Source organism: Nocardioides sp., from assembly GCF_050699375.1.
GTDB lineage: Bacteria > Actinomycetota > Actinomycetes > Propionibacteriales > Nocardioidaceae > Nocardioides.
Genome location: NZ_JBOHDN010000182.1, coordinates 1 through 11,997 on the forward strand (window position 1 = coordinate 1; position 11,997 = coordinate 11,997).

At 71.2% G+C, this 11,997-nt stretch carries 12 protein-coding genes and 1 riboswitch; of the genes, 7 read left to right on the forward strand and 5 right to left on the reverse strand.

All coding sequences use genetic code 11. From position 1 onward, the window contains the following. Positions 1-228 precede the first annotated feature (228 nt). The 3 genes from cobS to ACRDPS_RS13505 form a co-directional block, all read right to left on the reverse strand. A complete protein-coding gene (cobS, locus tag ACRDPS_RS13495; RefSeq protein ID WP_431502157.1) occupies positions 229-1,005 on the reverse strand; it encodes an adenosylcobinamide-GDP ribazoletransferase in 777 nt (258 codons plus the stop codon). Further along, positions 1,005-2,072: a nicotinate-nucleotide--dimethylbenzimidazole phosphoribosyltransferase gene (cobT, locus tag ACRDPS_RS13500; protein ID WP_431502158.1), complete on the reverse strand. Its 1,068-nt coding sequence runs from the start codon at positions 2,070-2,072 to the stop codon at positions 1,005-1,007. Before cobT ends, cobS begins: the two co-directional genes overlap by 1 nt. An 87-nt stretch (positions 2,073-2,159) precedes the next feature. After that, positions 2,160-2,903, reverse strand: coding sequence for an IclR family transcriptional regulator (locus ACRDPS_RS13505; RefSeq protein WP_431502159.1), 744 nt, complete (start codon positions 2,901-2,903; stop codon positions 2,160-2,162). A gap of 85 nt (positions 2,904-2,988) precedes the next feature. Here ACRDPS_RS13505 and pcaH point away from each other — a divergent pair, with 85 nt between their 5' ends. From pcaH to ACRDPS_RS13525, 4 genes are read left to right on the forward strand one after another with little or no spacing between them, the layout of a single operon-like run. Beyond that, on the forward strand, positions 2,989-3,750 hold the full coding sequence (gene pcaH / locus ACRDPS_RS13510) for a protocatechuate 3,4-dioxygenase subunit beta (protein WP_431502160.1): 762 nt from the start codon (positions 2,989-2,991) through the stop codon (positions 3,748-3,750). After that, positions 3,747-4,295 carry a protocatechuate 3,4-dioxygenase subunit alpha gene (gene pcaG, locus ACRDPS_RS13515; protein WP_431502161.1) on the forward strand — a complete coding sequence of 183 codons (549 nt, stop codon included), beginning with the start codon at positions 3,747-3,749 and terminating at the stop codon, positions 4,293-4,295. Before pcaH ends, pcaG begins: the two co-directional genes overlap by 4 nt. A gap of 9 nt (positions 4,296-4,304) precedes the next feature. Further along, complete coding sequence (locus tag ACRDPS_RS13520; RefSeq protein WP_431502162.1) at positions 4,305-5,564, forward strand: lyase family protein; 1,260 nt, start codon at positions 4,305-4,307, stop codon at positions 5,562-5,564. After that, positions 5,561-6,712, forward strand: a complete 1,152-nt coding sequence (locus ACRDPS_RS13525; RefSeq protein ID WP_431502163.1) for an alpha/beta fold hydrolase — start codon at positions 5,561-5,563, stop codon at positions 6,710-6,712. Before ACRDPS_RS13520 ends, ACRDPS_RS13525 begins: the two co-directional genes overlap by 4 nt. 23 nt (positions 6,713-6,735) lie before the next feature. Here ACRDPS_RS13525 and ACRDPS_RS13530 read toward each other — a convergent pair whose 3' ends face one another. Beyond that, on the reverse strand, positions 6,736-7,416 hold the full coding sequence (locus tag ACRDPS_RS13530) for a hypothetical protein (RefSeq protein WP_431502164.1): 681 nt from the start codon (positions 7,414-7,416) through the stop codon (positions 6,736-6,738). 151 nt (positions 7,417-7,567) lie between these two features. On the opposite strand from ACRDPS_RS13530, the gene ACRDPS_RS13535 reads away from it, so the two are divergent. Together ACRDPS_RS13535 and ACRDPS_RS13540 are read left to right on the forward strand one after the other, a co-directional pair. Continuing rightward, positions 7,568-8,983: a phytoene desaturase family protein gene (locus tag ACRDPS_RS13535; RefSeq protein ID WP_431502165.1), complete on the forward strand. Its 1,416-nt coding sequence runs from the start codon at positions 7,568-7,570 to the stop codon at positions 8,981-8,983. Positions 8,984-9,034: 51 nt separating this feature from the next. Next, positions 9,035-9,598 (forward strand): GNAT family N-acetyltransferase, encoded by a 564-nt coding sequence (locus ACRDPS_RS13540; RefSeq protein WP_431502166.1) that lies wholly within the window; start codon positions 9,035-9,037, stop codon positions 9,596-9,598. Here ACRDPS_RS13540 and ACRDPS_RS13545 read toward each other — a convergent pair. After that, entirely contained in the window at positions 9,558-10,841 is a 1,284-nt protein-coding gene (locus ACRDPS_RS13545; RefSeq protein ID WP_431502167.1) for an MFS transporter, read from the reverse strand. The genes ACRDPS_RS13540 and ACRDPS_RS13545 overlap by 41 nt on opposite strands. 100 nt (positions 10,842-10,941) lie before the next feature. Between ACRDPS_RS13545 and ACRDPS_RS13550 the strand changes: the two genes are divergently transcribed. Continuing rightward, positions 10,942-11,853 (forward strand): winged helix-turn-helix transcriptional regulator, encoded by a 912-nt coding sequence (locus ACRDPS_RS13550; RefSeq protein WP_431502168.1) that lies wholly within the window; start codon positions 10,942-10,944, stop codon positions 11,851-11,853. After that, positions 11,831-11,970: riboswitch (cobalamin riboswitch) on the forward strand. It overlaps the preceding gene by 23 nt. The last annotated feature ends 27 nt before the right edge of the window (positions 11,971-11,997 follow it).

Here is an 11,997-nt window from a genome sequence, read left to right on the forward strand (position 1 = left end):
CACGGATCAATCGATGACCTCACACCCATCGAGATCGAGAACGCGCACTACGCTGCAAGAAACCGTCTCGTCCCGACCGGGTAGAGACACCATCAGAAGTGTCCGGAAACCCCGGGGCGGTTCACGCTAGCCCGTCGAACCCGCTAGCCCGTCGAACCCGCTAGCCCGTCGAACCCGCTAGCCCGTCGCGCCCGCTAGCCCGTCGCGCCCGCTAGCCCGTCGCGCCCGCTAGCTCGATGCACTCAGCGCGACCAGGATGGTCGCTAGCGACGCCTCGACGGCCGCGCCGAAGACGTCGCCGGTCACGCCACCGAACCGTCTGACCGCCCTGACCAGGATCGCCGCGACGACCGCCGTGGCGAGCGCGGCGGCCAACGCACCGTGCCACCACTCCATCCCGACCCACCACGCAGCCGCCGCCAGCGCAGCGGCGGCAGCCACCCAGACGACGAGCACCAGTGTCGGCGAGACGGTCTGGGTGAAGGTGCGACCGAGGCCGTCCTCGCGGGCAGGTCGCACGCCGCGTACGCAGCACAGGGTCAGCGCCGAGCGCGAGGCGCAGACAGCTACGAGGACGAGCACCGCAGGACGTACGCCGCTCGCGCCCGCCAGGACGGACGCCAGCGCGGCCGCCTGGAGACCGAGAACGAGGACGACCGCGGTCACGCCGGCGGGGCCGGACGTGCCGGTCTTCATGACTGCCAGGGACCGCTCGCGATCGTAGGAGGCAGCCATGCCGTCGACCGTGTCCGCGAGACCGTCGAGGTGCAGCGCCCGGTTGCCGGCGACGACGACGGAGACCGCGAGCAGCGCGGTGACGAGGTGTGGGAGTCCGGCAAGCTGACCGAGGAGTACGACAGCGGCAGCACCCAGCGCGAGCGGGAGCGCGGCCAGCGGCGCGAGCATCATCGCGAGAGCGGCGCGCTGACGGTCGACGTGCCCGGGAGGGCGTACCGGCATCGCGGTCAGCGTGCCGACCGCGAGACGCCAGGCGTCTCGAAGCATCAGGCGCCGGCTCCCGGGGCACCCGCATCAGGTGCGCCGAGCTCAGCGAGGAGTGCGACATCACGCAGTAGCGCGACGGCGCTGCGTACGACCGGGACCGCGGCGACAGCGCCGGAACCCTCACCGAGGCGCAGGTCGAGGTCGAGCAACGGCTCGAGGCCAAGCTTCTCCAGGGCCATCGACTGGGCGGGCTCGGTGGAGCGGTGGCCGGCGGCATACCAGGTGGCCGCGCCCGGCTCGATCCGGTCGGCGGTGAGAGCGCAGGCGACACTCATCAGACCGTCGAGGAGGACGGGCGTGCCACGACGAGCGGCCTCGAGGAGGTAGCCGGTGGTCGCGGCCAGGTCGGCGCTGCCGAGCGCGGTGAGGGTCTCGATGGGGTCCTCGGTGCGCTCGCCGGCTCGGGCCAGCGCGGCTGTGATGACGTCGGTCTTGATCCGCAGTGCGTCCTCACCGATGCCGGTGCCGCGGCCGGTGACCTCGCTCGCCGGAAGCCCGAGACCCGCGGCCACCATCGCCGAGGCCGGCGTGGTGTTGCCGATGCCCATGTCGCCGCTGATCAGCAGCTGTGCCCCTGCGGCGATCTCCTCGCGGGCGACGGCAGCACCGGCCTCGAGCGCAGCCTGGGTCTCCTCGGCGCTCAACGCGTCCTCGAGGTGGATCGGCCCGCTCCCCCGCCGGATCTTGTGCTGGGTCAGTGCCTCCCGGGTCGCCGCGTCGAGATCCTCGAAACCCTCGTCGACGCCGATGTCGAGCACCCGCACCTGGACGTCGTGGGCCCTGGCGAGCGCGCTCACCCCGGCTCGTCCGCTCAGGAACGTACGCACCATCGCGCCGGTGATCGCGGGTGGGAACGCCGAGACGCCGTGCTGCGCGACCCCGTGGTCACCGGCGAAGATCACCAGCCGTACGTGCTCGATCGGTCGCGGCGGCACCTCTCCCTGACAGGCCGCCACCCAGACCGCCAGCTCCCCCAGCCGGCCCAGGGCGCCGGGAGGCGTAGCCAGTGCTCCGAGCCGCTCGGTTGCCTGGCTGCGTACGTCTTCGTGTGGGGTCTGGATCGTCACGCCCGCAAGTTACCCCACCCTCCGGTGGTCGAGCTTGTCGAGCGTTGTATCGAGCCTGTCGAGATGACCACGCACGGGAGCATGGCGTCAAGGAAGGGCGCGGGCCACGCCCCGCGCGGCTACGCGGAGGGCGGAGAGAAGACGAGGGCGGTTGCGGCGGAGGTCGGAGACGACGATGCCTAGCGCACCGACCACCTCCGAAGAGGTGGCGATGGGGACGGCGACCGAGCAGGCGCCGAGGGTCATCTCCTCGACGGTGACCGCATAGCCGTCGGTGACCGCCCGGTCGAGCTGGCGGCGCAACAGCCCGGGCGTGGTGATCGTGTGCCGGGTGAACGGCTTGAGCGGGCCGGACAGCACCTGGTGGCGTACGTCCTCCGGCGCATGCGCCAGGAGCACCTTGCCGACACCGGTGGAGTACATCGGCAGGCGGGACCCGACCGAGGAGACGATGGGTACGCTGCGGGTGCCGCGCAGGGTCTCGAGGTAGAGAACGTGGTCACCCTCGCGAACGGCCAGGTGAACGGTCTCGAGCGTCGCGCCGTAGAGATCGTGGAGGAACGGGACCGCGACCGAGCGGAGGTCGGTGGCCACCGGAGCGAGCAGCCCGGCATCCCACAGGCGGCGACCGACGGCGTACGTCCCGTCCTTGTCGCGCACCAGCGCACCCCACTCGACCAGCTCGGCGACCAGACGGTGGGCGGTCGGGAGGGAGAGGTCGGCACGAGCCGCGAGCTCGCTCAGGGTGAGCCGACGGTGAGTGGCGTCGTAGGCTCCGATGAGCGCGAGGACGCGGGAGGCGACCGTGCGGCCACCGCTTCCGCCTGCCATTCGACCCATCCCCATTCTCTCGGTCCTTTCACTCAGTGAAAGTGACTGCTTTCATCGTACGCCTCCGCCGCCTAGCGTTCGGACCGTGACAGCGACCACTGAGACCCAAGCGGACCTCTCGGCCGAGATTCAGAAGATCCAGGCCGACGCGGCCGGCGCGAGCGTGCGCCAGCCTCTGCTGGACTACCCGCCCTACCGCTCCAGCATCCTGCGCCACCCGACCAAGGACCCGCGTCACGCCGATCCCGAGACGATCGAGCTGTGGGCGCCGTGCTTCGGGCAGTCCGATGTCGACCCGTTCGAGGCAGACCTGACCATCGGCGGCAGCAACGAGCCGATCGGCGAGCGGATCACGGTCAGCGGCCGCGTCACCGACGGCGAGGGCCGGCCGGTGCGCAACCAGCTCGTCGAGGTCTGGCAGGCCAACTCCGCCGGCCGCTACATCCACAAGCGAGAGCAGCACCCGGCACCGCTCGACCCGAACTTCACCGGCGTCGGCCGCTGCATCACCGATGCCGAGGGGCGCTACCGGTTCCAGACGATCAAGCCCGGCCCCTACCCGTGGGGCAACCACATCAATGCCTGGCGCCCCGCACACATCCACTTCTCGCTCTTCGGGCGGGCGTTCACGCAGCGGCTGATCACCCAGATGTACTTCCCGAGCGACCCGCTCTTCGCGCTCGACCCGATCTACCAGTCGATCACCGACCGATCCGCGCGGGAGGCCCTGGTGGCGACCTACGACCACGACCTCTCCACCCCGGAATACTCGATGGGCTACAGCTGGGACATCGTCCTGACCGGCCCGAGCCGTACGTGGACCGAGCCCGAGGAGGACAACCAGTGAGCATCCAGACCCCCACGCCGGGCCAGACGATCGGCCCGTTCTTCGGCTATGCGCTGCCCTACGACGGCGATGCCGACCTGGTCCCGCCGGGCAGCACCGGCTCGATCAGGCTGCACGGCCATGTCTATGACGGCGCCGGGAACCCGATCCCCGACGCGCTCCTCGAGATCTGGCAGGCCGACGCCGAGGGCAACGTCTCGCAGGCCGAGGGCTCTCTGCACCGCGACGGCTGGACCTTCACCGGCTGGGGTCGCGCCGACACCGATCTGAACGGGCACTACACGTTCTCGACGGTGCTGCCCGGTGGTTCGGAGGAGGGCGCCGCGCCGTTCTTCGCACTGACCTTCTTCGCCCGGGGCCTGCTCGACAAGCTGCACACCCGGATCTACCTCCCCGACGATCCCGCCAACGCCGCCGACCCGCTGTTGGCCTCGCTGTCCGAGGACGAGCGTGCGACGCTGGTAGCGACCAAGGATCCGACGGGCCTCCGGTTCGACCTGCACCTCCAGGGCGACCGCGAGACCACGTTTCTCACCTACGGCTGAGGGAGTCGAATGTCGCTGCTGTGGCCGGGCGAGGAGCGCGCCAGAGACCTCTTCTCCGACGCCGCCTTCCTCGCCGCGATGGTGCGGGTCGAGGAGGCCTGGCTGGCCGCGATCGTCTCCTCCGGGATCGCTCCGGAAGAGGCGCGTACGCCGCTGGCCGGCCTCGTCTCCGCCGACGACGTCCCGGGGCTGGCCACGAGCACGGAGGCCGGGGGCAACCCGGTCATCGCGCTGGTCAAGCTGCTCCGCGGCCGACTCGAGGGCGAGGCCGCCCGCTGGCTCCACAAGGGCCTGACCAGCCAGGACGTGGTCGACACCGCGGTCGTTCTCTGTCTGGCCGACGTGCTCGACCGGGTCGAGGAGGAGCTCGCCGCCCAGGCTTCGTCGCTGGTCGGTCTGGCGCGGAAGCACCGTGCCACCGTGATGTCCGGCCGCACCCTGACCCAGCACGCGGTGCCGACCACCTTCGGGCTCAAGGCCGCGACCTGGCTCTCCGGGCTCACCGACGCCGCCGAGGTTCTGCGCCGGACACGTACGTCGCTGCCTGCCCAGGTCGGTGGAGCGGCCGGGACCCTCGCCGCGGTCGTCGGGCTGGCTCGGCTCCGCGGTCGCAACGACCCCGTGGCTGCCGCCGAGACGGCGGCCGCGACCACGGCGACCGTGCTCGGGCTGGCCCAGCGGCCGCCGTGGCACACCATCCGTGCCCCGCTGACCGGCGCCGCCGACGCGCTCGTCACCGCCGCCGACACGTGGGGCCGGATCGCCACCGACATCACCCTGCTCGCCCGCCCCGAGATCGGCGAGCTCGCCGAGCCGGCCGGCGAAGGGCGCGGCGGCTCGTCGACCATGCCGCACAAGTCCAACCCGGTGCTCTCGGTGCTCGTCCGTCGCCACGCGCTCTCGGCTCCGCCGCTCGGCGCCACGCTCCACACCGCCGCGGCGAGCTATGTCGACGAACGACCCGACGGCGCCTGGCACGCCGAGTGGGAGACCCTGCAGACCCTCGCCCGCCGCAGCGTCGTCGCCGCCTCACAGACCACCGAGCTCCTCGGCGGGCTCCGCGTCGACGCCGCCCGGATGCGTGCCACCGCCGAAGCCGCGGGTGCCGACCTGCTCGCCGAGCAACGTTCCCTGACCGACTTCGTGGGTGGCGACGTACTCACCGGATCGGACTCCGCGGCAGGCGTCGGGGACTATCTCGGCGCCAACGACGCCCTCATCGACACCACGATCTCCCGCGCCCACGAAGTCTGGAAGGACCTGCCATGACGCCGACCATCACCCCCGTCGAGCTGGCCGGAGACCCGAGCAAGCCGGTCCTGGTCGTCGGCCCGTCGCTGGGCACGTCGGTGACCGCGCTCTGGGCCGCCACCTCCGAGCTGCTCGGCGACACGTTCCACGTCATCGGCTGGGACCTGCCGGGACACGGTCACGGCGCCCCCACCACCGCAGCATTCTCGATGGCGGACCTCGCCGCCGGCGTACTCGCCTGCATCGACCGGGTCCTCACCGAGCGCGGCGACCGGCACGGCACCTTCGCCTACGCCGGTGACTCGGTCGGCGGGGCCGTCGGTCTTCAGCTCCTGCTCGACGCACCCACTCGCGTGAGTGCCGCGGTGCTGACCAACACCGGAGCCAAGATCGGCGAGCCGGATGGCTGGAACGACCGGGCCGAGACCGTACGCTCCGCCGGCACCGCCTCCCAGATCGCCGGCTCGACCCAGCGCTGGTTCGCCCCCGGCTTCCTGGAGCGTGCGCCCGACCGCGGCGGCGCCCTGCTCCACTCGCTGCGGGACACCGACGCCGAGAGCTACGCGCTGACCTGCGACGCGCTGGCGGCGTTCGACGTCCGTGGCCGGCTGTCCGAGACCGCCGCCCCGGTCCTGGCGATCGCGGGCGTCGAGGACGGCCCGACGCCGCCGGCCTCCCTGGAGGAGATCGCCGTCGGGGTGAGGAACGGCAGGCTCGTCACGCTCGACGGCGTAGGCCATCTCGCTCCCGCCGAGGCACCGCACACCGTCGCCAGCCTGATCACCTCCCACGTGACCAGCTCGGATCCGTCCTACTCGGCCGGCATGAACGTACGCCGTCAGGTGCTCGGCGACGCCCACGTCGACCGGGCCACCGCGGCGATCACCGACGTCAACCGTGACTACCAGGACCTGATCACGCGCTATGCCTGGGGCACGATCTGGACCCGCCCCGGCCTCGCCCGCCGCGACCGTTCGATCGCCGTGCTCACCGCCCTGGTCGCCGGGCGCCATTTCGAGGAGCTCGAGTTCCACCTCCGCGCCGCGCTCACCAACGGGCTGACGAAGGAGGAGATCATCGAGGTGCTCCTGCAGTCCTCGATCTACGTCGGGGTGCCGGCCGCCAACACCGCATTCGCCGTCGCCAACCGGGTCTTGAACGACTGACGCCCGCGCCACGGACCGACCCCTCACCGCGCCGACCTTCCCGTACGCCGCATCAGCACGATCGCCGCGACGACCGCCCACACCATCGACCCCACCCGGCCCAGCGGCAGGAAGAGGTTGGCGTAGTAGATGGCGAGGGAGATCACCGACAGCATCGACAGCGTGCCCACGACGTACCCGAGGATCGCGGTGCCCCTCCCCACCGCGCCGATGCGGACGAGCCGACGCGAGGCGACGAAGGCCACGAATCCCAGCGTGGCCACGTTCACCACGCCGCCGGCGTAGAAGCCAGCGAGGCGAAGCGTCGCGAGGGTGTCGGCGGAGAGGTCGGCCGCGAACACCGCGGACACCAGGGTGATCACCGAGGACACCAGCATCGCGGCCACCGAGACGCCGGCGACCACGCCCAGGGCACGGCTGCCGGTCATCGGCACCACGACGCGGGCGAAGACCGCGAAGCCGATGACCGAGACGGCTTGAAGGATCGCTCCGGAGATCGCCGCGAGCGGGTTGGCGACCAGGAAGGCCTTGATCTGCTCGCCGGGATCGGTCGGTAGCGGGATGTCGCCGGTGGCGAACATGCCCGCCACCGGGCTCACCGCCAGGTAGGCGACCAGGAAGAGCGCCGCTCCCGCGATCGCCCGGTAGTGGGCAGAGCGGGACACCGCTCTGTCTGCCTGTGCAGACGTGGTGGATGTAGACATTCGAGTCTCCTCGGTTGCTCGGATCGGATGACTCGAGCCTTCCGCTCTCCCGCCGAACCGGCGTCCGGCCGACGGCGGCCTCGACCTACGCAGTTCTACGTACGTCCGCGAGTCGCTTGCCGGGACCAACTCACGGCGTCAGTCTGTGGACATGTCCTCCACAGCAACCGTCGTCGGCGCCGGACCCAATGGCCTGGCGGCCGCGATCGTGCTCGCCCGGCACGGGGTGAAGGTCACTGTGCTCGAGGCCGCGGAGACCGTCGGTGGCGGCACCCGCACCGCCGAGCTGACCGCTCCGGGCCTGCGTCACGACATCTGCTCGGCGATCCATCCGCTCGGGGTCGCGTCGCCGTTCCTGCGCGACCTGGGCCTGGAGAAGTACGGCCTGACCTGGCGTTTTCCCGAGATCGAGCTCGCCCACCCGCTGGACGAGAGCGAGGCCGCGCTGCTGCACCGCTCCGTCGAGAAGACGGCCGCCGGGCTGGGTGTCGACGGACGGCGCTGGAAGCAGCTGTTCGGCCCGGTCGTACGCAGCTTCGACTCGATCATCGACCACGTCCTCGGTCCGCTGTTCCGCCTCCCGCGGCACCCGTTCCGGATGGCCGCCTTCGGGATGCGGGCCGCTCCGCCGGCCACGATGCTCGCCCGCGGGTTCCGCGAGGAGCCGGCGAAGGCGCTCTTCGCGGGATGCGCCGCGCACGCGTTCCAGCCGCTGGACCGCCCGGGCACCGCCGCCGTGGGCACGATGCTCGTGGTCAGCGGGCATCGCCACGGCTGGCCGGTCGCCGAGGGCGGTTCGCATGCGATCACCCTCGCGATGGCGGCGCTCCTCGAGGAGCTCGGCGGCACCATCGTCACCGGCACCACGGTCCGCGGTCGCGCCGATCTGCCCGAGACCGATGCCACCTTGTTCGACACCAGCCCCGGAGGCTTCGCCGACATCGTCGGCGCCGACCTGCCCGACCGGCCACGCCGGGCGATGCGGAGATGGCAGCACGGCCCCGCGGCGTACAAGCTCGATCTGGCGGTCCGCGGCCCGATCCCCTGGCGCGACCCGGAGATCGGCCGCGCCGGGACCGTCCATCTCGGCGGGACGATCGCCCAGGTGGCGGCCAGCGAACGGGAGATAGTGGCGGGCCGGATGCCGGAGCGCCCGTTCGTGCTGCTGGGCCAGCAGTACGTCGCCGACCCGACCCGCTCGGCCGGCGGGCTCAACCCGGTCTGGGCCTACGCACAGGTCCCGCACGCCTACGACGGCGATGCGACCGATGCCGTCCTGAACCAGATCGAGCGCTTCGCCCCGGGGTTCCGGTCCCAGATCGTCGACACCCACGTCACCACCCCGGCCGACTATGCGGCGTACAACCTCAACTATGTCGGCGGCGACATCGGCACCGGCGCCAACACCCTGCGCCAGCTCGTCATCCGCCCCACCCTCGCGGCCTACGACACCGGCATCCCAGGGATGTTCCTCTGCTCCGCGGCCACCCCGCCGAGCGCCGGCGTCCACGGCATGTGCGGCTATCACGCCGCCCACCGCGCCCTGCGCCATCTGGCCGCCGGCTAGCTCCCCGGAAACCAGATGACCGCCGCCGTCGCGGTCGCTAACGTCCCGGTCATGCCGCAAGCACACCTGCACACCGAGCGCCTCGAGCTGGTCCCGCTCAGCGAAGAGCACCTGCCGTTCCTCATCGACCTCAACTCCGACCCGGTGGTGCTCCGCTATCTCTTCACCCGCGCGCTGAGGGCCGAGGAGACCGAGGAGCAGGTGCATCGGTGGATCCGGACCGCGAAGGAGCGAGGTACGGAGGGCAAGTGGATCGGCTGCGCGGCCGGCGAACCCATCGCGCTCTTCATGCTCGAGGCGCCCGGCAAACCACCGCAGGCCGGCGTCGGCGAGCTCGGCTATCGCATCCCCCAACGCTCGTGGCGCAAGGGCTTCGCGAAGGAGGGCTCCCGTGAGCTGATCCGGCACGCCTTCGAGGACCTTCACCTCGACCGAGTCATGGCCCAGACGATGACCGTCAACGAGGCTTCACGCGCGACCATGGCGTCGGTCGGGATGAGTTTCGTACGCACCTTCCACGAGTCCTTCAAGGAGCCGCTCGCCGAGCACGCCGAGGGCGAGGTCGAGTACGAGATCACCCGCGAGACCTGGTCACGGGCCGAGCTGAGCGGATAGGCCCCGGCTCCTCGAAGTCGTCGAAGTCCTCAAGATCGTGCAGGTGCCGGATCGGGCTCGCCCAGAGAATGACCGGCCCGAGCAGAAGCACCGCAGCGGAGACGAGGAGCGTGAGTCGAGGGCCGATCAGCTCCGCGCTGACCCCGGCCACGAGGCTGCCGACCGGAATGCATCCCCAGGACACGAACCGCACGGTCGCCATCACGCGTGAGAGCAGCTCCGGCGGGCTGGCGACCTGCCGGTAGGTCCGGGTGACCACGCTGCCCGGCACGACGCTGCCGGCGAAGAGCAGGTTGCCCGCGGCGAAGCAGACCCAGCCGACCCAGCCGCTCCCGAGCGGGATCACCGCCGCGCCGACCACACCGAGCAGGCCCTCGAACATCAGCAGCCTGGCGGAGCCGAACCGACGCACCAGCCAGGGCGTGATCGCGGCGAAGGCCAGCGAGCCGACGCCCTCGGAGGCGAGCAGGATGCCGACGAGAGCGGGCGGGGTGTCGAGCTCGTGGACCAGGTAGTAGGCGAACAGCGCGAGCTGGACCCCGCACACGAAGTTGACCACACAGGCCCACCACGTCGCCGGCGCCATCACCGGGTGCCCGGTCACGAACCGCCACCCCTCGGCCACCATCGACGCGATCGACTCCGAGGTGTCGCCCTGGGACTGACGACGCTCGGGCAGCCGTTGCAGCAGGATCGCCGAGCCGAGATACGAGAGGGCGTCGACGAACAGCGCGGGGACCGCGCCGATCACCTGCACGAGCAGACCGCCGAGCGACGGGCCACCCAGCTGGGTCGCGGCGTGAGTGCCGGAGATCAGGCTGTTCCGGCTGGTCAGCTGCTCTTTCGGGACCACGCTCGGAAGGAAGGTCGTGTTCGCGGCGAAGAAGAGCACCTCGGCGAAGTTGACCGCGAGCGCGACGACCAGGAGCTGGATCAGCGTGAGTCCGCCGAACCACCACACCAGCGGAACGCTGAGGATCGCGGCGGCGCGCGCAAGATCGGCGAGGACCTGTACGCGGCGCAGCGGGAGCCGCTGCACGATCGCGCCCGCGGGCAGGCCGATGAGGATCCAGGCGAGGTATCCGGCCGCTGCCAGCAGCCCCATCTCGAACGCGCTCGCGTCCAGCACCGCCACCGCGGTCAGCGGCAGCGCGACGGACGTGACCGCCGTGCCCACACCACTCAAGGTGCCGGCGGACCAGTAAAGCCAGAATGACCGCGCCACGCGGCGTACCTCTTCCATCCGAGCCCCTCTCAAAGTAAGTTCCAAATTGGAACTCTATGCAATCATGTCAGTGTCGGGACCGCCACCCGAAATGCCCGACCGGACCAAGGAGACGCCGATGCGCCGCGATGACCTCGCCGACGCCGACTGCGGCATCGCGCAGGCGCTCGGTGTCATCGGTGACTGGCAGAGCCTGCTGATCGTGCGCGAGTGCGCCGCCGGGGTGACCCGGTTCGACGGCCTGGTCCAAGAGCTCGGCCTCAGCCGCCGCGCGCTCGCCGAGCGGCTCGGCTCGCTTGTCGCCGACGGTGTCCTGGCCAAGCACGCCTACACCGACCGCCCGGCGCGCTACGACTACCGGCTGACCGGGCGCGGCCGCGGGCTACTACCCGTCCTGGTTGCTCTCCAGGAGTGGGGCACGCAGCACGTCATGGGCGACGGCACCCTGACCGCGACCGCCGGAGCGGACGAAGTACGCCGCCTCGAGGACCTGCTCGGCACGACGCCACCGCCCGTCGAGCTCACCTCGCACCGCGACACCCGCCTCCGGCTCGCCGCCAAGGACACCTGGACCGTCGCCTTCTTCTTCCCCGGCGCCTATGCGCCGAAGAGCCACGGCTATCCCCCGGGCTGGGGCGACATCCCCGGGACCCGGGGCTGCACCCTCGAGTGCCAGACGTACGCCGAGCACGACTCGGACTTCGCGGTCGCCGGCGCCCGCGTGGTCGGGGTGAGCACCCAGCGCATCGATCAGCTGGCCGCGTTCGCGGAACATGTCGACCTGCCGTACGACCTCGCCTCCGATTCCGACGGGATCGCCGCGAGCGCCTACCGGCTTCCGGTCTTCCGTGCCGGCGGCGCTGACCGGCTCAAGAGGGTCTCGCTCCTACTGGACCCGGCCGGCGCCGTACGGCACGTCCAGGCCGCGATCACCGACCCGGCCGGATCCGTCGAAGACATGCTCACCGTTCTGCGCGAACGAACGTCCGTCGGCGCTACCGACCCCAGGACACAGAAACCCACGGGGTAGGCTGCGACCACGCTCGTGGAGCAGGAACCCGGTGAGAGTCCGGGGCGGTTCCGCCACTGTGTTGTCCGTGTTGGAGCACGGACACAGCCAGACACTGATCACGAGCGATCCGACCGATCGACGGGGCGAGAACCCCTGAGGAGG